General features: G+C 33.2%; 26 protein-coding genes and 5 pseudogenes. 6 read left to right on the forward strand and 25 right to left on the reverse strand.

Annotated elements, in window-relative coordinates:
* Positions 1 to 259 precede the first annotated feature (259 nt).
* The 7 genes and pseudogenes from ABH957_RS15760 to ABH957_RS15785 form a co-directional block, all read right to left on the reverse strand.
* Positions 260 to 517: pseudogene (locus tag ABH957_RS15760) on the reverse strand (hypothetical protein); the annotation flags it as partial.
* A pseudogene (locus ABH957_RS15765) lies at positions 507 to 692 on the reverse strand (GTP pyrophosphokinase family protein); the annotation flags it as partial. The pseudogenes ABH957_RS15760 and ABH957_RS15765, both read right to left, overlap by 11 nt.
* A gap of 90 nt (positions 693 to 782) precedes the next feature.
* Positions 783 to 1,085, reverse strand: a pseudogene (locus tag ABH957_RS15770) (hypothetical protein); the annotation flags it as partial.
* Between the two features lie 461 nt (positions 1,086 to 1,546).
* Positions 1,547 to 1,630, reverse strand: a pseudogene (locus ABH957_RS29470) (YxeA family protein); the annotation flags it as partial.
* Positions 1,631 to 1,851: 221 nt separating this feature from the next.
* Positions 1,852 to 2,784: a transglycosylase SLT domain-containing protein gene (locus tag ABH957_RS15775; RefSeq protein ID WP_098221335.1), complete on the reverse strand. Its 933-nt coding sequence runs from the start codon at positions 2,782 to 2,784 to the stop codon at positions 1,852 to 1,854.
* 244 nt (positions 2,785 to 3,028) lie between these two features.
* Complete coding sequence (locus ABH957_RS15780; RefSeq protein ID WP_098883792.1) at positions 3,029 to 3,535, reverse strand: GNAT family N-acetyltransferase; 507 nt, start codon at positions 3,533 to 3,535, stop codon at positions 3,029 to 3,031.
* A gap of 307 nt (positions 3,536 to 3,842) precedes the next feature.
* The gene (locus ABH957_RS15785) at positions 3,843 to 4,490 is read right to left on the reverse strand and encodes a lysozyme family protein (RefSeq protein ID WP_098376810.1); all 648 of its coding nucleotides are present in this window, start codon (positions 4,488 to 4,490) and stop codon (positions 3,843 to 3,845) included.
* A gap of 217 nt (positions 4,491 to 4,707) precedes the next feature.
* On the opposite strand from ABH957_RS15785, the pseudogene ABH957_RS15790 reads away from it, so the two are divergent.
* A pseudogene (locus tag ABH957_RS15790) lies at positions 4,708 to 4,827 on the forward strand (vancomycin resistance histidine kinase VanS); the annotation flags it as partial.
* A 78-nt stretch (positions 4,828 to 4,905) separates the two neighbouring features.
* On the opposite strand, the gene ABH957_RS15795 reads toward ABH957_RS15790, so the two are convergent.
* The 4 genes from ABH957_RS15795 to ABH957_RS15810 form a co-directional block, all read right to left on the reverse strand.
* Positions 4,906 to 5,262, reverse strand: a complete 357-nt coding sequence (locus tag ABH957_RS15795; protein WP_000760453.1) for a YxeA family protein — start codon at positions 5,260 to 5,262, stop codon at positions 4,906 to 4,908.
* Positions 5,263 to 5,566: 304 nt separating this feature from the next.
* The gene (locus ABH957_RS15800; RefSeq protein WP_404511792.1) at positions 5,567 to 6,142 is read right to left on the reverse strand and encodes a replication-relaxation family protein; all 576 of its coding nucleotides are present in this window, start codon (positions 6,140 to 6,142) and stop codon (positions 5,567 to 5,569) included.
* Positions 6,143 to 6,164: 22 nt separating this feature from the next.
* Positions 6,165 to 7,331: an FtsK/SpoIIIE domain-containing protein gene (locus ABH957_RS15805; RefSeq protein WP_404511693.1), complete on the reverse strand. Its 1,167-nt coding sequence runs from the start codon at positions 7,329 to 7,331 to the stop codon at positions 6,165 to 6,167.
* Positions 7,332 to 7,346: 15 nt separating this feature from the next.
* Positions 7,347 to 7,667, reverse strand: a complete 321-nt coding sequence (locus ABH957_RS15810) for a hypothetical protein (protein WP_404511695.1) — start codon at positions 7,665 to 7,667, stop codon at positions 7,347 to 7,349.
* A gap of 291 nt (positions 7,668 to 7,958) precedes the next feature.
* Between ABH957_RS15810 and ABH957_RS15815 the strand changes: the two genes are divergently transcribed.
* The 3 genes from ABH957_RS15815 to ABH957_RS15825 all read left to right on the forward strand — a co-directional run bounded on the left by ABH957_RS15815 (position 7,959) and on the right by ABH957_RS15825 (position 9,903).
* The gene (locus tag ABH957_RS15815) at positions 7,959 to 8,189 is read left to right on the forward strand and encodes a helix-turn-helix domain-containing protein (RefSeq protein ID WP_000498616.1); all 231 of its coding nucleotides are present in this window, start codon (positions 7,959 to 7,961) and stop codon (positions 8,187 to 8,189) included.
* 110 nt (positions 8,190 to 8,299) lie between these two features.
* On the forward strand, positions 8,300 to 9,565 hold the full coding sequence (locus ABH957_RS15820) for a Y-family DNA polymerase (RefSeq protein ID WP_000272612.1): 1,266 nt from the start codon (positions 8,300 to 8,302) through the stop codon (positions 9,563 to 9,565).
* Positions 9,562 to 9,903 (forward strand): YolD-like family protein, encoded by a 342-nt coding sequence (locus ABH957_RS15825; protein WP_064472538.1) that lies wholly within the window; start codon positions 9,562 to 9,564, stop codon positions 9,901 to 9,903. The genes ABH957_RS15820 and ABH957_RS15825 overlap by 4 nt, the downstream gene beginning before the upstream one ends.
* 451 nt (positions 9,904 to 10,354) lie before the next feature.
* Here ABH957_RS15825 and ABH957_RS15830 read toward each other — a convergent pair whose 3' ends face one another.
* Both ABH957_RS15830 and ABH957_RS15835 read right to left on the reverse strand, forming a co-directional pair.
* A complete protein-coding gene (locus ABH957_RS15830; RefSeq protein WP_016127851.1) occupies positions 10,355 to 10,615 on the reverse strand; it encodes a hypothetical protein in 261 nt (86 codons plus the stop codon).
* A 48-nt stretch (positions 10,616 to 10,663) separates the two neighbouring features.
* Positions 10,664 to 11,461 carry a cell wall hydrolase gene (locus ABH957_RS15835; protein ID WP_404511697.1) on the reverse strand — a complete coding sequence of 266 codons (798 nt, stop codon included), beginning with the start codon at positions 11,459 to 11,461 and terminating at the stop codon, positions 10,664 to 10,666.
* Between the two features lie 451 nt (positions 11,462 to 11,912).
* Between ABH957_RS15835 and ABH957_RS15840 the strand changes: the two genes are divergently transcribed.
* Positions 11,913 to 12,041 carry a hypothetical protein gene (locus tag ABH957_RS15840; protein ID WP_327907074.1) on the forward strand — a complete coding sequence of 43 codons (129 nt, stop codon included), beginning with the start codon at positions 11,913 to 11,915 and terminating at the stop codon, positions 12,039 to 12,041.
* Between the two features lie 158 nt (positions 12,042 to 12,199).
* On the opposite strand, the gene ABH957_RS15845 is transcribed toward ABH957_RS15840, so the two are convergent.
* The 4 genes from ABH957_RS15845 to ABH957_RS15860 form a co-directional block, all read right to left on the reverse strand.
* Positions 12,200 to 13,084 carry an Rpn family recombination-promoting nuclease/putative transposase gene (locus ABH957_RS15845; protein ID WP_341093795.1) on the reverse strand — a complete coding sequence of 295 codons (885 nt, stop codon included), beginning with the start codon at positions 13,082 to 13,084 and terminating at the stop codon, positions 12,200 to 12,202.
* 302 nt (positions 13,085 to 13,386) lie between these two features.
* Positions 13,387 to 14,106 (reverse strand): hypothetical protein, encoded by a 720-nt coding sequence (locus ABH957_RS15850; RefSeq protein ID WP_404511794.1) that lies wholly within the window; start codon positions 14,104 to 14,106, stop codon positions 13,387 to 13,389.
* A 116-nt stretch (positions 14,107 to 14,222) separates the two neighbouring features.
* Entirely contained in the window at positions 14,223 to 14,432 is a 210-nt protein-coding gene (locus ABH957_RS15855) for a hypothetical protein (protein WP_404511699.1), read from the reverse strand.
* The gene (locus ABH957_RS15860) at positions 14,422 to 14,586 is read right to left on the reverse strand and encodes a DUF6094 domain-containing protein (RefSeq protein WP_404511795.1); all 165 of its coding nucleotides are present in this window, start codon (positions 14,584 to 14,586) and stop codon (positions 14,422 to 14,424) included. Before ABH957_RS15860 ends, ABH957_RS15855 begins: the two co-directional genes overlap by 11 nt.
* Before the next feature lie 481 nt (positions 14,587 to 15,067).
* Between ABH957_RS15860 and ABH957_RS15865 the strand changes: the two genes are divergently transcribed.
* The gene (locus ABH957_RS15865) at positions 15,068 to 15,967 is read left to right on the forward strand and encodes a GIY-YIG nuclease family protein (RefSeq protein WP_404511701.1); all 900 of its coding nucleotides are present in this window, start codon (positions 15,068 to 15,070) and stop codon (positions 15,965 to 15,967) included.
* Positions 15,968 to 16,087: 120 nt separating this feature from the next.
* Here ABH957_RS15865 and ABH957_RS15870 read toward each other — a convergent pair whose 3' ends face one another.
* The 8 genes from ABH957_RS15870 to ABH957_RS15905 form a co-directional block, all read right to left on the reverse strand.
* Positions 16,088 to 16,801 carry an exonuclease/endonuclease/phosphatase family protein gene (locus ABH957_RS15870; RefSeq protein WP_404511703.1) on the reverse strand — a complete coding sequence of 238 codons (714 nt, stop codon included), beginning with the start codon at positions 16,799 to 16,801 and terminating at the stop codon, positions 16,088 to 16,090.
* 155 nt (positions 16,802 to 16,956) lie between these two features.
* On the reverse strand, positions 16,957 to 17,397 hold the full coding sequence (locus ABH957_RS15875) for a hypothetical protein (RefSeq protein WP_404511705.1): 441 nt from the start codon (positions 17,395 to 17,397) through the stop codon (positions 16,957 to 16,959).
* Positions 17,398 to 17,940: 543 nt separating this feature from the next.
* Positions 17,941 to 18,594: a DUF2306 domain-containing protein gene (locus ABH957_RS15880; RefSeq protein ID WP_404511707.1), complete on the reverse strand. Its 654-nt coding sequence runs from the start codon at positions 18,592 to 18,594 to the stop codon at positions 17,941 to 17,943.
* Positions 18,595 to 18,840: 246 nt separating this feature from the next.
* Positions 18,841 to 19,818: a hypothetical protein gene (locus ABH957_RS15885; RefSeq protein ID WP_404511709.1), complete on the reverse strand. Its 978-nt coding sequence runs from the start codon at positions 19,816 to 19,818 to the stop codon at positions 18,841 to 18,843.
* Complete coding sequence (locus ABH957_RS15890) at positions 19,818 to 20,687, reverse strand: RNA-binding protein (RefSeq protein ID WP_404511711.1); 870 nt, start codon at positions 20,685 to 20,687, stop codon at positions 19,818 to 19,820. Before ABH957_RS15890 ends, ABH957_RS15885 begins: the two co-directional genes overlap by 1 nt.
* A gap of 238 nt (positions 20,688 to 20,925) precedes the next feature.
* On the reverse strand, positions 20,926 to 21,300 hold the full coding sequence (locus tag ABH957_RS15895; RefSeq protein ID WP_377867380.1) for a DUF956 family protein: 375 nt from the start codon (positions 21,298 to 21,300) through the stop codon (positions 20,926 to 20,928).
* Between the two features lie 205 nt (positions 21,301 to 21,505).
* Positions 21,506 to 22,417 (reverse strand): PTS system mannose/fructose/sorbose family transporter subunit IID, encoded by a 912-nt coding sequence (locus ABH957_RS15900; RefSeq protein ID WP_377867381.1) that lies wholly within the window; start codon positions 22,415 to 22,417, stop codon positions 21,506 to 21,508.
* A gap of 24 nt (positions 22,418 to 22,441) precedes the next feature.
* Positions 22,442 to 23,242: a PTS mannose/fructose/sorbose transporter subunit IIC gene (locus ABH957_RS15905; RefSeq protein WP_377867382.1), complete on the reverse strand. Its 801-nt coding sequence runs from the start codon at positions 23,240 to 23,242 to the stop codon at positions 22,442 to 22,444.
* Between the last annotated feature and the right edge of the window lie 33 nt (positions 23,243 to 23,275).

Here is a 23,275-nt window from a genome sequence, read left to right on the forward strand (position 1 = left end):
TCATGTTCGACAGTTTTTTTGATTCGAGTTTTTCACTAGGTGGCGGTATTTATGATATTTATATGAAGTCCAGCTAAAAAAAATTGATGGAATTTGAAAAGAAGTTGAAACCTAATAGAAAATAAAAGAGATGAAATGTTTCACGTGTTTCAGCATCTGCTTTGCTGTATATATAAACAAGAACTTGTAATTAAACTATTTAGTACTGGAGATTGCACAAACAGCATATTACTTTAATTTGGCTTGAGCTACTCACCATTTAACTGCTTATATTATTAAATGCTTCTATACTATATTGTTTAATATCAGAAATATTAACTAAATTATACGCCTGTTTCATTGTATTAAAGCAATTATCTATCTCCTCTTTTTCCATGATAGGTTTACTGGAATCATTATCTTCTAATTCTGGATCAGTTACTTCCCATGGTAAGTCAAATAGAATCATTTTCTCTAAACTTTTCCCACTATAACAGCCTAATGTATTGATTACACAATCTAATATTTCCTTTTCTATCAAGTTTTAGTTGAATACTTTCGAATGATTTAAGTCTCGTCTTAATATGCTCAATTTGATTATGGTTTTTTAAATACTTTGCTTCTTCAGCTATAATATTAATTTTGGTAGTCATTTCATCTAAAGCAAACTTATATGGTAGTAAAAATTGACCCCATTTTCTTACATCTTCCATGTTAGTCCCCCTCTTATTTCAACTTTTCACATGTATTGTTCAATTGAATCAATCACATTAAAAACGTTCATCAGATAGACAGAAAGAAGATGCCTTAGCTACTTCTTCATATGGCATACCATGTTCAAGTGTTTCAAAGTAATCGACAGGCATTGTAGAACTACTTTCATCTGATGGAAACTGATACTGCACAATATCAACTTTATCCTCATTTTTTTCCGTATCAACCGCTTTGTTTTCGTTATCCCTTGGCACATTATCATCCAACTTTTCCGCGTCCTTCTTCACTTCCTGCTCACTCTTAGGCGTTTCTTTCTTGGTAGAGTCGTTCTCCTGACCAGACCCCACTAATAAACTTGACAACAATAATCCTAATACTAGATATCTTTTCATGTCCATTCCCCCTGTTTGCGCTATATTTATACAATAACAATAGCCCATTTACCTTATATTACCTTATCACCTTTGTAATATTATAATAAAATATCACAATATACAACGTATTGATTCTCTACTATGCTGTCTATTACTAGCTTAATTCTGTCAGTCACGCTACGGCTTTCTAACACTTCTTTTGCACACTTTCTTCTTCCCCCAAGATGCACCTCTAGTGAAAACAAATGAACAAAATTTCCGTTAACCTGGTATGTATAGGTACTTATACAAGTCAATCATTAATATGTTCGCAGTATTGACCAGTCAGACATTTCAATTCACTCCAATATTCATCCTAGCATGCGTTTCTCAGTGTAAATAAGAAAAAAAGGCGAACCCTCCACGTAGGAGAATTCGCCGTCATAAACAACTGATTATTTCATACCTATTTTTTCTTTTGCTTTCGTAGGAAAATCGTCTTACTTCACTTTCTCCCATGCTGGTATACCTTTTTTATTTGAGTAATATACACATAATAATGCTTCTTTACGAAGATTCCAGTTGTACCAAATGTATCATCTCACTGTTTACAAAATAAAGTAAGGCTCAAAATGCTTCCACTTGGACAACCATTTTGTTCCATACCGGTTACAAGCCTTTGTAGAGTAGCAGTATGTCCAAATTTAATATTTTTTTGTACCAGAATCCATAACTATATTTGGTTCAACTGTTCTCATCACTACCATATCTTTATCAGTGATTATCTTCATCGTTTAATCTTAAATTATACTTTTTTCATAATATATGCAGAAGAAATATAACCTACTAGTTTTTGATCTGCAGTTTTAACTGGATACCATACAAACTGATTGCTACTATCTACAGATTCATCATATGCAGCGTTTCCTTGAATAATCAAGTTCGTATTTTTACTTAACGGTTTCCCACTTGAAGCGGAAGTAGGTTTAGATCTTAAATTTACTCCATCTCTTGTTACAAGTACTTGATCACCTGTTTTTAGGTGATAGATAGAAGAATATGGATTTGTTAGTATGTACTCCTTCTTTTTAAATACAATATTTTTACTCGTGTTAGGATCATATTCGAAATCAGCTGTACTGAAAGGAAACTGCCCCAATTTTGTATCATTTAAAAAACTGTATTGTTCTAGAATAGAAAACACTTTTTCTTGGTAAGCATTTAAATTTTTTTGACCGGTAGCTTTATACAAAGGACTGTTTGCAGGCTTTGTTCCATTATAAGCCATAACAGAGAAGTACCAGTTTTCGATTACTTCTGGTCCAGCAGCCTTTACCTTAGGAAGATCTGTTCGCTGATACATACTACGAAGAACTTTAACACCTGCTTCAATATTATAATTAATATCATATTTTAACTTTTGTTGATCGAACTGAGGTTGATTGGTAATTTGCATAATCCCAATTCCACCATCTTGCGCTATGATTGGCTGGCCGTTTCCATCAAATTGTTTCCATCCACTTTCTTGTGTAGCTACTGCTTTTACAACCTCAGGAGGAACATTTTCTTTTAATGCTGCGTTCGTTAGTAGGCAATTTATGTGCTGACGAGAGGGATTTTGGTTCGGCTTAATTTCACCATATGGCTCACACGTAGATGCAGCAGAGACATCTTCATAGGACCAACAAAATATCATGAAGCAAGCCAATATCCCTATTCTTAGTAATTGTACTTTCATTCTAGTATTCTCCAATCTATTTAATAATTTATAGTTATACACATTTTATCATAATATATTTCTAATATTCTATATTTTAAGAACCCATAGGGTCAATTACGAGAGTGGTAATGGGACACCACGGTCTTGCACGTCAGCGATAGCAGAAATGGACTTCGCCTTTGGTAGCAAGAATCCTACTAACGTTAGTCAACTTGCCTATTTAGGGATAGGAGTTTCACTTTAAATAATGCGTTCTGAGACACTACTCTTCTTCTAAAATAGCGTAATAATATTCATCCCACCATTCATTCCCATGTGGTATACACTTTCTGAAATAGCCTTCTCTTCTCATTCCAATCTTCTCCATCACTCGATATGATGGGATATTTTGTGGCTGACATGTAGCTATAATCCTATGTAATTTCATTTCCTTAAAGCCATATTTTAATGTAGCTTGTGCTGCTTCAGAAGCATATCCTTTATTGAAGTATTTTGGATTGAACACCCAACCAATCTCATAGGTATGCTCACCAAAACATTTATGAAATACTATATGACCAATCAGGATATCTTCATCTATTAATACCACAGGAAAGTTCTTAGCATTTTTACCAATGTTTTCATTCACAAAGTTCCTTGTATCTTCTTCAGTAAAAACCCCTTCAGGTATGTATTTCATAACATTGATATCTGATGTATACTCATGGACAGCTTGCCAATCTTTGAACTCAAATTTTCGTATTACTAACCTTTCTGCTTTTACAAACATGTACTTTTTCCCCTCTCAAAAAATTGTAATTATATTTTAAATCCACATATAACCCTTAAAACAAAAAGAACCTGTAGGAATCTCTACAAGTTCTTTTGAGTTTAAGATGAATATACGGGGCAAACAAACTATCTTACAGATTCATCATAGAAACTACAGGGGTAATACTTTGACAAATACATTATATAACAAATATTAACATCCATAGATTTTAATTTTGAAAATTATGTGAATTAATAAAAAACTAGTTTTTTTATTAGATTTTCTTATTAAAAACTGACGGTATCATTATATTTCATTCTGCAACTTATTTAGAAGAGTTATGTGCATTTTGAAGAAGCTCTTCAATAAGTTTTGTTTTTTCATTTACCTTTGTGGTATATGTGAAATCACCATAACAATATGGGTACCTAAAATTATTTTTATTTCCACCACAAGTGTACAACGCTGGATTTTGATCAACTTTCATCTTAGAAAACTTTTTAGCCGAATCTTCCGAGTGTTGTTTAACTTCTTGACTGGCAATAAAATCAATATACCCTGGTCCCATATTATAGCTTTGAATAATTGTCTCCATGCTAACATCCTTGTCCGTTCCATATTTGTACATTTTAGCAAAGTGCTTTACCCCTTGTTCAATGCTCAAGCTTGTCTCTTGAATTTCATTTGGCTTTAATCCAAGTGATTCAGAAGACTGCATAGGATCGTTTCCCTCACCTCTACTCTCTTGATACATAATTCCTAATAAAACTGCTGTTTTTTCTCCTAAATTATATTTTTCTAATTCTTTTTTCAAGGTAGACTCATATTGCAATACACGTTTTTCTGTGGCTAGCGCTTTATTTTGTTGAATATTGGTTTTATGATTAAAATATAGCATTCCAAGTATTGTTCCTAAACCTAAAATACTAATAAGGAACACTTTTATAATTTGGTTTTTACTTATATCCTTCATATATTACTCCTCGTATAAGAAATTCAATTTTCCAAAGATAATTGGTTATTTACAAACTATGTAATGAACATCTATCTCCCGCACTTTTTTAGACTCAAACATCAATACTTTAAGGTTTTAAGTTTAATATAAAAATTTAAAGATAAGGTAAAGATAAGATAAAGATAAGATAAAGGGCATTTTTTAGCGTACTTTAAAAGATATTGGTACAAAGTGATATGTGGGACAACTTGTTGATATGAATGGATTTAGTGATAATTGAGAGGTTATCGTACAAGTTATTAATTTTGGAGATATCATTCCAGAAGATTTACCCTATCTTTGCAATATGCTTTATATAAAAAACTAAAACATAACATATAATAAAAAACGGCGAACCCTCCACGTAGGAAAATCCACCATCACAAATAACTGATTATTTCACACCTAGTTTTTCTTTTGCTTTCTTTGGGAGCTCGTCTTCCTGCACTTCCTCCCAAGCTGTTACACCTTTTTTCTCTGAGTGATATACACGTAGGAATGCTTCTTTACGAAGATTCTTTTGTGCCATAAATTCTAACTCTTTTTCTTTACCTTCCTTATCAAAACCCGATAATGTATATTCATACTCCTTTCCCATCACTTTACCATCCATAGATTTTGAAACTCCCTCTTTTCCATCCATTGTAATTTGAACGTAATATTCATCTTTACCCATACGATTGATATCACATCCAACTAGTAAACTTGCAAATACAACTAAAAGGCTTAAAAGTGCCATATATTTTTTCATATTGTTCACCTCATTGATTTCTATGATACTGTAATCTTAATCTGTGTTCGTTTGAAGAGAAATTCAAAAACATTACGTCAACATTACATTTTCGAAAGATAACAAAATTACCTATATCAATGTTTATAAATGAGATATTCGCTTAACCATTAAAAATTATTTAAACAATTACTTTTTTTATTTTTTTTACTATTTCATAACTTGCTTCAAATTCACTCTTCGCATTTATTGCCTTTTAACAATCATCACACATGACTTAATACTTTATTGAAAGAAAAAAAGCTCTGCACTATGCAGGCTTTCTTTATGATTTCACTACTAAATTATTCATAAAACTCTCTATAGAATTCGCCTGGAATATACGGAAATAAGGAGATTGAACGTCGTAATATTTGTCGGTAATGATAAGAATTGAAGGAAAGAATTTAGAAGTTTTCGGTTGCCAATATTCATTATGCCATTCTTGACTATGGAAGTATAACTCATATCTGTTTATCTTATCTTGCATTATCTTTTTACTGTACACTGACTTTTGAACTTCAATAAAGAATGGCGACCTACGCCATATAGTAAAAGCATCCGGCTCCATATATTCCTTCCCATACTTTGGTTCCACTTTGAATAACTTAGGATTTTCATAATGAACAAGTTGTTTGTATACGTCCACAATACCAAGGAAATGAGGGATTTTTTGACTCGTCTTTCTGATAGAACTAGGTTGCGGAAAATAAATGTATGGGTGTTGCAATATGTTAGCATCAACATGCCCGTCTCTTCTTAATCGTTTCATAACCGTATTACAGCAGGTTATCGCATTCTTTAAGCCTTGAAAATGCAAGTCAATAATATCGTCTCGGGACATGCATCTAAATTGCTTCAAATCATTCAGAATTCCTTTATCTCTACTCTTCATCATCTAACACCCCAAATAACGGAATTTCTTCTTGCGATGAATTCTTGAGTATCTTCTCCTCTTTAGACATGCGATATGGTTCAACAATTTTTTTCGCCTTACTTAATTCTAAATAAGGAGCTTGCACTTTCTTTAATCCGTTTCGTTTTAAAATCATTTGCCCCGATTGCTCTAGATGCTCTGAACCAGGAGTACCCATGATATTACTATTAATTACACTATCACATTTAAAGCCCATTCTTACAGTCATATTAAGTTTTAACTTACCATCTAACACCTTGGCATCTGGCCTCTGCATACTAAGCAAAAGAAAAACTCCAAGTGATCGCCCGACTGCTGAAATCTTTTCAATCGTAGACATACACTCTTTTTCATCTTTAAGCATAGCCACTTCATCAATAGCAAGTAGGATATATGGCTTTTGATGATTTGGATTTAATTTGTTGTACGCATCAATATGATCAACTTCATATTCTTCCATAAGTTTTCTTCGTTCCCTGATTTCCTTCCATAACTTTTGAAGCATTATTTTCATTTCGATTTCTTCCATACAAACTTCTTTTACATGCTTCACTCTACGCAAAAAATGAAATTCAGAGTTTTTTAAGTCACCAAGGTACAAATGTAACTTTTCAGGAGACATATATTGAATAAGTGTGGATAATACAACACGTACCATACTACTTTTCCCGCTTCCCGTTTCTCCTGCAATTAATAAGTGCGGTGAATTGGAAGCAATCATATCGTACGCTATCATTTTTCCGAATTGGTCCCTGCCGACCACAACAGGTAAACGGTAATCTTTTAATAGTGGCTTCCATTCTTTATAACAATAATTGTATGATTTTAGTCCAGCATTTGAACGAAATACATGTAGGACAAATTTTTTCACATCACCTTCAATCGTAATATTTCGTCCTAATATTTGCTGGAAACAAAACCACTTCTTTTCAATCTTCTGTGGATCTAAACCGTTTGGTATGGTAAACACATATCTCACACTTTCTGCTGAGGAAGAAACAGTATGTACCTTTGGATAAATAGATACTTTCCCCCCGCGTGTTTGATGTTCCGTATATAGACCTGCTTTTCCAAATACCTCTATAAGTTGATTCCTTAACCTTTGTGTATGAAGCCACTCCTTTATAATCCCCATTACTCCCTTCCCTCCTTAAAACATGATTACGATACGAACAAATACATATCCAATCAAGCAAACTCCACCAATTCGCGTTCCGTGATAAATAACTTCACTTACAAATTTAGCTGCTGATATATAGTCATGTCGCACCAAGTATTTTTCTAACATGACTGCTCCGATTAAAATCGTTCCCATAACTCCTAATGCAATGTAAGTATGTAATACCTGATCCGACATGTGAAGGAATGCGAAAGGACTTAATGAATTGTATTTACGTATTTTTTTTTCTTTATCTTTGTATGACCGATCCATAAACTCGCGAAAAGGAATTGTTTCTTTACTAGCACGCATTTAAATGCCCCCTTTATAAACAGAATTTAGAATGTAGATATTACATAGCTTCATCTACTTAATAACGTGGTAGTTTTACCTTGGTAGATATCTTGATAAATACTGTGGTAATCATTCGCAACTTACTTTGGTAACCTCGTATTCTTCTACCTTAATAAATAACGTGGTAGCTGCTTTGATACATCATATTGTGGACAGCTTGTACATTATGTAAAAAACTTTTTCCGTCTATGCGAATAGTTTTTTACATTTATGTCCACAATGTTGAAAATAGGTTCAGGAGGGATTTAAGTGTTTTGGAAATTCGGAGGTAAAAACCGAACGAAATTAGGTAATTTTTTAGATCGGAATGGCTTCACCCAAAATGATTTAGAAAAGACCGCGAAATTAAGTCGTCCTACAGTTTCAAAAGCGTGCAATGATAAAGAATACATACCTAGTCCAACTGTAATGAAAAAGATTTTAAAAGTTATTAGGCAAATAAAACCCAACGTTAAATCCACCGACTTTTGGGATATGTAAAAACTGGCTAACTAGAGTCAGTTTTACTTTTTTATAAAAAACCCTTTATAAAAGAACATATATTCGCATATAATAAGAACGGATGTTCTTTTATTTAAGGGGGAATAAAGGTGTATGACTACTCAATATTGCCAAATCGAATTGTTTTATGTGTAGATCTTCGTAGCTTTTATGCAAGTGTGTCCTGTATCAAGATGGGCTTAAACCCACTTCATACCAAATTAGCTGTAGTAGGAGATGTAAACAGGAGTGGCTCCATTGTTTTAGCTGCAACACCACCACTAAAGGCATTAGGTGTTAAGAAAATGGCAAGATTGTACGAAATACCACGACGTAAAGACATTCTTGTGGTAAACCCAATTATGGGAACTTATATCAAATGCTCAAATTACATAACAAAATTAGCTTTACAATACGTTCCGATTGAAGATTTCCACCAATACAGCATCGATGAATTCTTTATGGATATTACAAATAGTATCCATCTGTTTGCGAATGAGCCATATGAATTCGCGTTGAAATTCAAACGTGAAATATATGAAAAAACAAGAATTGAATGCACGATTGGGATTGGGCCTAATCCTTTAATGAGTAAGATCGCTTTAGATGTGGAAGCGAAGAAGACAAAAGACTGCATCGCATATTGGAAGTACGAAGATGTACCCATAAAATTATGGCCGATACGACCACTTAGTAAGTTTTGGGGGATTTCGGGTAAAACAGAAGCAAAGTTAAATCGAAAAGGAATATATTCAATCGGAGATTTAGCGCAATACCCGCTCAAATACTTAAAACAAAGTTTTGGGGTTATTGGCGAAGAATTACACTTACATAGCAACGGCATTGATTTTAGCCGCATTGCAGAAAAATACATACCAGCAACAACTTCAATTGGTAAAAGCCAAATACTCATGCGTGATTACACAATAGAAGAATTTCCGATTATCCTTCTGGAACATATCGAGGAAGTTTGTTATCGGATGAGAAGACAAAACAAACTAGCTCAAACAATCCATTTTTCCATTGGTTACAGTAAAAATTACGCTGGTGGTTTCAGAAAAACTCACACTATGAACCGACCAACTAATTTAACAATGGATATCTATCATATTTGTACATATTTTTTACATAAGTTTTATACCGGGGAACCAATTAGATCTATCAATGTTTCTTTAACCAACTTAATCAATGAAGGTGAAGAACAAATATCTCTTTTTGACAATGTAATACAACGAGAAAAAGAAATGAAATTAACGAAGGTAATGGATGAAATACGCACTAAGTTTGGTAAGAACAGCATATTAAGAGGAATTTCTTATACAAATAGTGCTACAGCAAGATACAGAAACACATTGTTAGGAGGACACAAATCATGAACAACGCTAATATGCCAAAGGGAAGAGGAATGGTGAAATGGACGCCATTTGCTGCAATGACAGAACAATTTGATGGTATACGTGAGATTATTAAGGAAAAGAATAAAGTAGCACGTCCAATCTTAACTTCTGAAGAAAAAGAACTTATCGAGAACATGTTATTATGCTCATTACTATCTGAAGAAGAGGTGTTGATTACATATTACGAAGATGGCTATTTGCTTACTAACTATATGACCGTAACTGATATTGATCCATTGAATTGTTCTATACTATGTACAGATGCTTTTTATAACAGAATTAATCTTAAATTCATGGATATTATTGATGTAAAATAAAAGAATTCCATGCTAAGTATAAATGTTAAATGTGATGATTGCGCTCCCCCCTTGAAATAAATGAATTCGAAGCTAAGGATATGAAACTATATTTTAAAGATATAATAAATGAAACTTGAGTCAAAAATATCTTATAGTAAAAGAGACTCCATTATAGAGTCTCTTTTGCTAGTATACTCATATGGAAGTATCTACTTTAGAATGAAAATAAAGTTGTTTAATTTTTGATAAAAAATATTTCACCAAACGAAAAAATAACAATAAAGTCGTTGAAAATCTAAGTTTTATAGAAAACTAACTGTACAATAAGCAAAAGAATCCAATCCAAACGCATTTAAAATTCTTTGGTCAATGAGATAAAGCATCGCATCATTTTTACAAACATCGTGGATTTATTTCAAACCCACAGAAAGAACATTATCAGAGAGATTTTGATATAGATGTAAAACTACTATATTTCCAAAGAACGTGTATAAACTGTGACAAACAAAAGATATAGTGTTAATAGCAATAATATTAATACACAAGTAAAATATACGATAGAAATACGCTTTCTATTTACTTTCCAATTACGTATACTAGAAATCATAAAACTTACTATCACCATGCAACAAATCCCTACCAAAAACACCAATACATACTCGTGAATAATAACACCACAAATTAAAAATATAACTGCTAATATTGCTAATAGTGAATGAACTACACGCAAAAATAACCTCTCCTTATCTCATTGGAAACCTATTAATGTAATATTATTTTATTTAGCAAACAGATGGTTTCCAATTTGTGCAACGGTTTGACGTGTTGTAATCCATTTGTCAGTCGATGTTTGAGGATTATAGAAATAAAGCCATTCAGAATTTGTTCCTTTTGAAGTGAGAGCCTCTTCTACTGCCATTCTTGCTTCCTGTGTAGCAGGCTGATTAATTCTACCGTCTGTAACAGGAGTAAATGCATAACCATTTTTAATGGGTTCATAAATTACGTCTGTAATTGTATTTGGAAAACCATTTGCATTAGCCCGATTTAATATTACCTTTGCCACTGCAACCTTGCCTGCATACGGTTCCCCTCCTGCTTCTGCATTTACTAATCGTGCCATTAAGTCCACTTCTTGTAATGAAATACCAGTATCAATCTTTAAGTGTTGACCGACAAAAATTTGACTTCCGTCCACATTATTGGTTTGTTTAATAGACTGTATTGAAACCTTATATTGTCGTGAAATAGAACTTAATGTATCCCCGCTTTTCACTTGGTAAATTGCTTGATATGTATTAGTTGAATCTGTTGAATTATTTTTTTGAACATATTCGTTTGTAGTTGATGAACTTGGAATGGTTACGTTTTCTCCAATATTAATTTGATCATTAGCTTTGCTATTAGCTTGTTTAATTAATTGTACGGACACTCCATATTGTTTACTTATTGCTTCTAGAGTATCATTCTTTTGAACCGTATAATCTGTTGAAGCCGCAGCTCCTACTGGATTTGATACTATTGTAATCATTGCAGCAGATAATGGTAGCCAGGTTTTCACCTTACATAACTTCATTCAAAAAAGCCTCCTAAAAATTATTAAGTACTCTTAATATGTTTAAGTTAAAAACAAATCAAGCTATTTATAGCGTAACAAAACACTGAATTCAAGTCATTGAATTTGTATTTCTATATAATAATTGAGTTGCCTATGATATTGAAATTGAAATTGAATTATTATAGTTATGTTTCAAAAGAATCGGACAATCTAATTTTCAAACTAAATATGGTGAAAGTAGAGGCTTACTTCAATTGCTTAATAGTTTCTTTCCTAAGAACTGTTTCTATATGCTATACTGACTCTTAATTACTTGTAGAAGGAATGATAAAAATAAAGGTTTTGTTATCCATTATTTTGTTTAGTTCTCCTTCAATTAAGTATCTTTCTTTACATTATATTGACTGTCAATCATTATATTTGAGATAATAAATATAATGATATAAATAATGCCATGGAGGTTTACAACATGAAAAACATAATGGAACTCCTCAACAATCCATATATTAAATATCCATTAACTGTGATTTCAGCTATAGCTATAATAAAAACAGGTTATGATTTAGGTTCCTTTATTACAAAGTTAAAATATTTTTAAATCGTAAAAAAGAAATTGACTTTTAACAAAAGAACAATTTCCTTAAATGATATAGAAAAAGCACTGCTGAAATCTTCAGCAATGCTTTCCCATTAAACGTACTATGATAATGAACGTCTAATTTTTTCTACTCATGAGTTCTGTATACTCACATATATTTATTTTAGATTTAAGATACGTTCTATTTCCTTCACACTCAACTTACTTGCTTTTGCAATAGTTTCAAGCGGTACACCAATTTCATACATCCCTCGAATCATCTGCATCTTACCTTGCTCAATTCCTTTTTCCATGCCCTCTTGTTCTGCATGCGCTAACTTAGCTTGTTCATCTAGAAGTAATTTCTCTCGAGCTTCATATGCTGTTCGGAAAGAAGAATCATGGCTCATATTTTCCCATTTATTTATTGCCTTTTGTAAAATTGGATCTTGATTCATCGCAATCTCCTCCAATGTTTGAGTTAAATGTTCATCTTCATGTGCTGGTAATAATAACATCCAACGAACAAATGTATTTTCCCATGGATTCACTTTTTCTTCACGCCATTGTTTTACCAATTTCGGTATCTCTACAAAATGGATTTCAATGTCGTCACTTAAGAGTTGCTGCATTTTAATATTCCATAATTGTCCGATGGTATGAAATGCATCATCCTGAGAAAATAAAATAAAATCTAGTAAGTTAATGGTAATAGTTTTCCGAAGTGAACGATATGGCATTCCTTCTTGCATTTGGGATGTATAAAGTTTACTCCAGTAATATAAAGATCGCTTTACCATATCATGTGTATTTCGAAGCTGAATTTCAATATTTACTTGCGTTCCATTATCTAGCGTTGCTAATAGGTCTAAAATCGATAACTTATCATCTTCATAAGATTTATGGAGATGTGGATCATCTAATTGTAGCGAAGTAATAGGTGCATCTAAAGATTCCTCTAAAATTGCATTTAGGAAACCCGTTAAAATTTCCTCATTTCCTTTTGTTCCAAATAACTGTTTAAAAGCAAAATCAATGCGTAAATTTACTAATTTAGTGGACATGGATTTCCTCTCCCTGTCTATATCATCTCTTATTACTATTGTACATAAAAAAAGGTAGCACATGCAAACAGGCTCTTATGTTATCAGCTTGCCTAAACCTATAAAAACTTGTAATTCCGACAAAAAGCGATTGCAAATAACATCGTTTTACGCCACAACCTTTATTATTCGTCTATTCCTTGATCACATTATTATCAAACTAAAAACCTGCCATGAATCTATACGGATTCGAGGTAAACTCGGAGAGTGTTTTTTTATGCCCCATTCATAGGGTTCCTTTAGCAATGATAATAGCATTTTTATTAATCAAAACTAATTTCATCATCTTTCTTTTCTAATTTCCCATTAAATATAACCAGTTGTAGTTGTTCATAAATTTTCTGTGTATCTGGTGTACTTTCAGCCTGTTTGCGCTCACGTTTTACCGTAGTACCATTTTCCACTAATACATCACCTTTAGTTTCTTCGACCATTTCTATTTGTTCAAGTACCATAATACGTTCTAATCCTTCCATTCCCTCTAACTCTTCAACATCATCTGCATCATCAATTATTTCTAGCTCTTCTGTTTTTCTAATTTCCTTCTGTTCTTTTTTCAGTTCAATTACTAGTCGCTCTTGTACTATGTTCTCTTTTTCAATATTAACTTCAGCAGCTTCAATTACCTCTAAAGGCTTATTTTTAGCATTTGCTATTTTATTTGCTTTTCCTATAGCAATCTTCACTTTCATCGCTCTTAAAGAAGAGGATATTTGATTTAGTTTTCTTCCTAACCCATAGAAACGAATTGCCTCAACTATAACACCCATTACAATTCCAAAAAACCATGAATTAGAAAAGTATCCAACTAAACCAAATGTTATAACTCCTGGTAAATATAAGCTAGCATAGGCTATTAAATTAGGTATAGCTTTTTCTACTGTTAATTTGAAGCTATATTTAATTATTAAATATATGGCACTTAACCCCACTATTAAACCAGCCAAACTTAATAATAAATTTTTAAAAGTCTCACCTATCATTACAATTTCCTCCCTTAATGTTTTAATTTTTTTATTAAAACTCCCTTTACTTTCGCATTTTTCAAAAAACAAATGAATTAATCACTAATTAACCTTCTGCCATTTTCCGTTTCTTCTTAATTGTTTTTTTTCGTCTCAGTTACAATTTCGATATCTTCAAATTGTATATAGGCTGCCACATGATACAAATGCTCGTAAACATCTGGATCTGATAAAATAGTTGTACCAAATACGACTATTTCATCAATCACAAATTCTGTTTCTTCATATTCAAACCCTTTTACTTTATCTTTTAGTATTCGTTCTACTTTCTTCTTAATTTGCATTACAGCAGTGATTTAAAAATTCCATAGCAACTTTGCCTCGAGCCTTATCTACCTCAACTCCGTATGTTTTTATTAGATTTTCTTTACTATCTAGATGCTCTGCTATTTGCTTTAATATTCGCCCTTCGCCGCAAGTTGGATCAAATATGTTTATTTAGCCTTTTGGTTTATTAAATAGTTCAACTAGATATTTTCCTTATTGCTCCGGCGTCGCGAAAAAGCCACTTCTTAACTTGTTACCTATATTACTCATACTCACATCTCCCTTTAATATTTTTACTTTTTAATACCACAAAAAAGCGGTCTTCGGATAAAGATATTAAGCACATTAAGCTTAATTCTCAGTCCGAAAGACCGCTGATAATTGTGGATATAAAAATAAAATTAAAAAGTATACTTTTATTTTAACTATAAATCTAAAAAGATTCAATTTAATTAAGTATAAATCAACCCTTGATTCAAGTGTGATTTGGTATATTACGAACTACTACTAACAGAAGATGCTGCGCTGCAAATGAAGCGGCAATCGTTGTGCTATCATAGCCGCCTACTGCGCCTGTATAAGGACTTCTATCCATAAATATTATGATGTTTCTTTATCCAAATAATACTATCATATAAGTAGGAGGGGAATTATGCTTACAGTAGAGAAAATGTTAGAGAGTTATGGCTTAGATTTATCTAAAAACATTAAAATCGTTCGGCATAAAGATGAGGATAGAATTGATGTTGTTGATTTATATGAAAAAGGACAATTAGAGTTATACCAGAAACATCAAAAAGATGATGTATTTGGAGAATGTGAATATGTGGTTAGCTTCCTAGACTTTGAGGAAGGTAAAAAAGCTGTATTTATAGGTGTTTACAAGGTGTTAAGCAAATCCAATCCCAAAAAATTCATTACTGATAAACTTTATGATTGGATGAAACCTGAGTACAAAAAGGGTAATGAATACTATTATGAAATGGAAAAAGTCAAAGGATTTGAGGAACTAGAGGATCGGATAATCATTAATTGGTCAGAGCGAACATTTCACATGTGGTTTGCACCACTAAAAAAGGTAAAGGCAGCCAGAAAGAGAAAACAATTTGATATCATAGAAATAATTCAAAAAGGAGCAATTCGTAAGTTTCCAGGATTTCTAGATTTTACACTTACATACAACGATTTAAAAAAATTATACGATAACCCTGATGTTAACTCCACTTGGTGTAAAATGCTTTCCTCAGTAGCAGGAATCTATGCAATTTTAGATAGAGAAACAGGGAAATTATATGTAGGTAAAGCAAATGCATATGGTGGAATAGGAAAAGGCGGGATATGGGGAAGATGGGAATCTTACGCTAAAACTGGACATGGAGGTAATAAGCAATTAATTGAGCTATTAGAAAATAATCCAGAACGTAAACAAGATTTTCTTTTTTCGATATTACGTACTTTACCCAAAACAATTACTAATGATGAAATACTCGATATTGAAAATATTTATAAGGAAAAGTTGGGTACACGTGAATACGGGTATAATGCGAATTAGTAACTTTTAATATAAAAAAGATAATAGAAAATTATTTGTATTTAAAATTGGCAGAAAAACCACCTGTTTTTTTAATAGGTGGTTTTTCCAATTTAATTTAAGATACTATAAAATTATTTTTCACCTATTAAATTCAGCACTTATTGGCATATGATCACTGAACTCAATCCAATCTTCACGAGATCCTATATGAAAAGATTTTAGTTGATCCAGTAATATTTCTGAAGCGAACAGAAAATCAATATGAAATGGTCTCGCTTTTTCTTTACTAAAATAATGGGTCGCTTTCGACTCTTCACCATGTTCTTCCTTAGAAAAATGATGATAGGCACTCTTAATCCCAAACCCTTCAAGAAATTTAACAACCTCAGAATGTGTCTTAACTCTTTTGATACGATCAAATAGCTTATTACTGTTCCAGTCACCTACAATAATACATGGCTCTTTTAACAAAGATGCATATTTCTCTAGCGCTAAATATATTTGACCTATGTAACAATTATAACGTTTTTCAACCTTTTGTGACCAAACTGCAAACATTATAAACTCCTGTTTACCAGCAGAGACTTTTAATGGAACAATATAGCGAAATGATTTATCATAATCAGGATGAATTTCAATTTGATACCTTTTATCAAAAGTAATTATTCCAATACCCTTGTTTGGATTATCCCCTTCCCATAAAAAATTATCGATACCTTTTTCATCAATAATCTGTCCCCATTTTTCCGGCTTTTCACACTCTGAAATTACTAATATATTTGCTTTAAGCGGTAATATTTTATCGACTTTCTTCCTAAATGCCATTCCTGCATTCCATGCAATTATTTTCATTTACCCAGCTCCTATATGTGATTACATAATATTATACAACCCATCAACAACTCTAATGTTTGTGTACATCCGAGGTAATTAATTCATACATATTCAAGTAAAAAGGTCATTGCAATTAATAACTGTTTCCTTTCATGTATTACGACATGAACTAACTATTCCGGTTTGTTTTTTGGTAAATTAAAAGCTTTAAAAACTTCTAAATGTAATTCAGTAATTTCCCTCTCTACAAAATCGATAAATTTATTAATCCCCATATCAGGTGTCTTTGAATTTAGATTGAAATCATAGGATACAATACCTTTAGTATCATCAATATCATAGTATGTTAAATTAAATTTCGGATGATTTTCTACTCCTTTGACTAGTTCATCAAAAAAGTCTTTAATTGAGAAACCATACACCTTTGGTCCTTCTCTCTCTTCAATCACTTCTACTTTAAGTTTCATATCTTCAATTTTAGTAATATTTATTTGAACCTTCTTCATAAGAGCAGTTTTTGGTTCACCATAATTTACAAGTACATACGTAATATTCATTTCAAGTTGTCTTAAATCCATGTTCACGGCTGCATCCCTGGATAAAAACACTCTCATAATTATATCCCCCTTCTAAAATATTTCACAAAATAAACACCGGATATATAAGCATGTTTGGCATTACTACCAAACATATTGTTATCATTTTAGCCAAGAAAACTCCTTCCTCAAGGAACGTGAATTGAGTAGGTGAGAGATGAATTTTGGTTTGGCATAGCCAAAAACTTTTGATAAACTAGCTATTTGAAGTTCTTTGATAACTTGATATATGAGATGGCCGGAAGAAAATAGAGTGCGAAAACCAAGCCATTTGGTTCCTGCGTAAAATATCAACTGTACCAAGAGAGCGTCCAAGCGTTGGACATCTAGGGGTGAAACACCCTGAAGTAACGCTTAGGGAGACGAAAGGTTACATTCGTCGTGGAACTGAGAAGCTCCCACATCATGCTTTGCTAAGTGGCGGGTAGTTCACAGCTCCAATAATCCCTTTATTTTTCCGCTAACGTCACGATAGCTTACTGCATAATCTCAACGGGAAAAATCATAAAAAAACATTGAATTGCTGAGGAATTCTGTCCTCAACATTAATTTAGATTTGCATCAAAAATGTAAATCCTCATTTCCCTGGTATTGTCCTTTATTAAATCTATGTCTTATAAATAATTCTGCAATAATTAAATTTGGTACCCACGCTAACCAAGCAATAACAGCGTAACTAAGCTCAAACTGCTCTAATCCAAACAGCAATACAAACAAAGGTAGCCAAATTCTTAATGTAACTGCCGCAAAGGTTAAGGAATAATTTCTGATCATCCAATTCCGATGATCTTGAATTTTTTTATTCTTAACTCTATTTAATGCTTGATATGCTGATGTTAGCCAAAATACGGCTAACAAACCGAAACCAAGCTTTGCTACCAATCCCCCCATAGCGTAAAAGGATAAGTATAGTCCTGAAACGCCGCCTAATAATATACCAACCATATAGATTCTCCCAAATATTCGATGACGGTTGATATTCTTTCCTCTAAATTTTGTGGATAATGTAAACGGACCAATTACTAATGCTACTATACTAGTTGTAATATGCATAAATAACATAATATACCAAAAACTACTTAATTTAGATACGGACATAACCTTCATTTTGACAAGTCCTGTTTGAAATCCATCCATAATAAAATATTGGATAACAACATAACCAGCTACTAAAACAGCAAAAAAAGTGAATATAAACCAAATTATTTTATTCAAATTTTACCCCCTCCTTGCTACATTTAAGGAAATTAGATTATACATTACTGTTCATTCTTGGGAAAAATATAAAAACCTTTTGTAATTATCTACTCAATACATTGCTTTTTCATAAAAAACAACCCTAATTGCTATCTATAAAAGATGAGATTAGATATATTGCAAACAAGGGTTGAGTTGTGAACGTCGATTCATCGTTATTACAACAAAAAGCTGCTTCAGCATATTTACCTGAAGCAACTCTTGTTATCTCAAAAATGGTAGTGGTGCTTGCTGAATTCCGTTTTGAGTTGAGATATAAAAAGATTTTGCGAATCCCTCACTGTGAATGCATTCGTCTATTACGAGCATGATAGGAATCTTGCGTAAGTCTAACATTAGCTCCTTTCTAACATGTTCTGCTAATGAAAGATTAGATATAGATAAAATAAAAATTCCTGGTAAACTCTTCGTGTTTTCGAAGTTTAATAAATTATTTGGTCCATTTTGAATTTGATCTTCCCAAATTTTCAATCGCGATTTTAAGTGTTGTACATATCGCTGACCCTGTTGTACCCTTTCAAATATGAAGTTTTGATTTCCAATTGGAGTTTTAATTTCTCCAACAGCAATTGGATTATACCCATTACCAGTACCAGTACCTTTTAGCTTTGGATACCAGCACCAGTTTTTTAATAACTGTTGGCCTACTGCAAACTCATATTTTATTTGATTCATAGTGACAAATCTTTGTACGCCTGCCACCCCAAGTTTTAACCACTGTTCTGGCTTTAAAGAATAGCTTGTATTACGGTTATGATAAGCCCACATCATCAAATGACCGGCAGTATTTAAAGTGATTGGAGCAGAGGTTTTGGGCTGATCCGGAAATAACCCCGATTTTATCTCCCATCGACTAACAAATCCATACAGTACCAGTTTTTTCAGCAATTCTGAAACCTGTGACCTACTAATTTTAGATTCCACAAAATTTTTAATTTGAGCTTCAGTAATCGCTAATGAATCCCAAATAAGCTTTAGTATTAAATTGTCTTTTTCATTTATAAAACCTGAATTAATTCTGTCATATATACTACGTAAATCTCTGAGTGGTTTAAATTTATCTGGAAGAATTGGTCCCCCCTGTAAAGAGGGGTCATCCCAAAGTGATAACGATTCGTCCCTATTAAGCCAATATTGAACCGCCTTTCCATTCTCTTGTACGGAAACCTGCGGCGCACTCATTAGTTATATAAAAACGCCGTTGGATCGTTAACTTTTTTGCGTCCAAATGGAAACTTAAAGATAACCCCCGACCCTCTCTCTTTTTCCACATCCACACTTACAATTCTCATACTTACTACGTCATCCAATACTGGCTGTTCGATTGTTTTAGGGACAATTCCTTTAATTGTGCAGCCTTGGTCCAATTCAACAAAAACTCCAAAACGCGGGTCAACATTTACAACCCTTCCTACAATTGTATCCCCTTCAGCTAATTCAGATAATAACTGATAAGGATTTTCCACGGCTGCTTTTCTAGAAACGTGGATTAGTCGCTGTTCTGGATTAAATTGTAGAACCTTAACTGGGATATGTTCACCAATTGGTGCATAGCGATCCACAGCGTTTTTATACACTCTTCCATAGTTTAGTTCATGTAATTTCATGAAGCATTCTGCACCATTGATGCGTAAGAATATGGTTGGAACCTGAGCATTCATGTTATATCCAGTTACCTCAGCTTCGTAAGTAGGTTCCTGAAGTCTTTCATCTTGCTCCAATTCTATTAACTCACGAATTAAGGCATCTGCAGATCTCCTGCTTGCTTCTTTTACTGAAACCTGAACTTTATTTACATCCAGTTCATCAAACATTTGTGTAATTATTACATTAAAAATACTACCTGTGAATTGAGTAATACTTCTAAAAGAGTAATCAGAGAAGTCCTCTTTTTTACAAATACCTATAATCTTTCCGTTTTCAAGGGCAAACTCAGCATATTCAGTATCTGAATCGTCTTTATCTTGTCTTTTAACCGTTCTCAATACTGCCTGAATTGGCTCCTTATATCTACGTAATGCTTGTAGCTTTTCATAAGTTTTTGACTCCATAAAAATATCTCCTCTCCCTCATTCAATATTTATAAATCCCAAAATAATACTTCTACTAGAATTATTGTTACTTTTAACTGAGAAACTAAGTTTTTTAGAAATATTCTCTAAAATTTTTAATTCTCTTTATTCTAGACCTGCCCCTTACCTTATTTATAAGAATTAATGCTAAAATAGCTATATATCTAATCATTTAAACACTGTCTACTTGAGAAGGATCACTTCACCTTTCACTCCATTATTTTTTCTTGCCCATCGACTTAAATGATCGTTTAATAACATCAAAAAAACTTAGAGAACGAACCATGTGATTTGGTTCTACATATTCTCGTATGATTCGAAGAACTTTTTTGGGGTCCTTAGAAGAAAAGCTGAAGGTCCCGTTTCTCTTCGTTTTAATCGCATAACGCGGAATCCATTTTCCCTTAAACATCACAGAGGCTATAACGTGATCTACTTCTTCCCATGGAATTTGAATAAATTTACGCGAGTCACGAGAGTTATAAAATTCAAAGCCTTTATCACCAATCATAATTTCCCCATAATCCGCAAGTCCCATAAAAGAAGTGGCATCTATTACTAAATCTACCTTTGTATTAATTGACTGAATCATCAAATCCACTCCATTTCTTTTATCTTATTTATTAATTGCTTCTTTAAGCAATTAATTCAACATAAAAAGTGGCTGAATCAATACCCTCCAGCCACTTTTGTATGCAAACAATCATATATTTGCAGGCTGCAAAGGTCTCCTACAAACTACATCTCAATAATTCCTCAATAGTAAACATTGAGAATTTAGAGCATCAACACTTTCATTATAGAAGTCCAATTACATGACCAACTACCCCAACTATAAATAAAGAAAGAATAATTACAATTGGGCTAACTTTTTTCTTAAGCAACCACATACATAAGAATGTTAGAAGTAATGCAGCTAAACCAGGAATTAATTGATCTAAGTTATTTTGTAAGGTAGTTACTTTCATAGGTGAAAGTGCCATTCCTGAGTTTACTTGTTCAAAAGCTTTACGTATTCCTTCCCCGTTTAAAGGAAGCTTATCCCATTCAATATATGCACCTTTATCTAATTGAACTTTAGATATAACCGGCTGAAATTTAATCGATACCCATCGTTGTACTAAGGCAGCAAGTACGAACATCCCAAGAATTGATGCACCTTTTGTAACGTCTTGTAATAATCCACCTGAAAGGTCATCAGTGATTTTAGAGCCTGATTTATAACCAAATTCTTGTGTATACCACATAAAGCCCCAACGAATCAAGTTCCAAAATAAGAAGAAAATGATTGGTCCAAGAATATTTCCAGTCATCGCTAATGATGCACCTAAAGCACCTAACATCGGACGTAAAGTAAACCAGAATACTGGATCGCCAACACCTGCTAAAGGACCCATCATCCCAACTTTAACACCTTGAATTGCCACGTCATTAATTTCTGCACCGTTGGCACGTTCTTCTTCGAGTGCTAATGTAACTCCTAGAATCGGTGAAGCAATGTAAGGATGTGTATTAAAGAATTCTAAATGACGTTTTAACGCTGCTGTACGATCTTCTTTTGATTTATATAATTTTTTAATTGCGGGAATCATAGAGAATGCCCAACCACCATTTTGCATACGCTCATAGTTCCAGGAGCCTTGTATAAACGTAGAACGCCATGCAACGGCTAAGCGATCTTTTTTTGTTAATTGAATTTTTTCTTCCATTTCTCTTCTCCTCCTCCTACTAGATTAATAATCGTTTAATATATCGCCAAGTGGGTCACCAGAGTTACCTCCGCCCCCGTTGGAAGAACCACCCATTTTAGAAAGTTTTAAGTAAATAAGAGCTAAAGCTACACCCAAGGCACCAAGTGCAATAAGTGTTAATTGAGAAATTGCGGCAATTACAAAACCAATAATGAAGAATGGCCATACTTCTTTTGTTGCCATCATATTAATAACTAATGCGTAACCAACAGCAACAACCATTCCACCACCAATTGCCATACCATCAGTTAACCATGCAGGCATTGATTCCAAGAATGATTGAACGCTTTCTGCAGGGATAAACAAAAGTGCTCCTGCCGGAATCACAATTCGGATACCTTGTAAACAAACTGCCATGATGTGTAGTATTTCAATTTTTCTCATGTTTCCTTCTTCAGCTGCCGCATCCATCATGTGCACGATAGGAACTGCAATTGTACGAACAAGCATTGTTAAGAAAAGACCTGCTACTGCAAGCGGAATCGCCACTGCAATCGCTGATGCAACTCCCTTAACACCTTGACCACCTAATACTAAAATAATTGCCGATGCAACTGATGCTAACGCAGCATCTGGCGCTACAGCTGCCCCAATATTCGCCCACCCAAGTGCAAGCATTTGAAGTGTTCCACCTAGAACAATTCCAGCCTCTAGGTTCCCTGTTACTAATCCGATTAGTGTACATGCTACTAGTGGCTGATGAAATTGAAATTCATCTAGTATTCCCTCTATACCAGCTAGGAAAGCAACTAACAATACTAGAACTATTGATATAATAGACATAATAGCCTCCACTTTGTTTGACTTTTTATATCA

Origin of the sequence: Bacillus sp. RC242, from assembly GCF_044908245.1 — a bacterium.
Lineage (GTDB): Bacteria > Bacillota > Bacilli > Bacillales > Bacillaceae_G > Bacillus_A > Bacillus_A mycoides.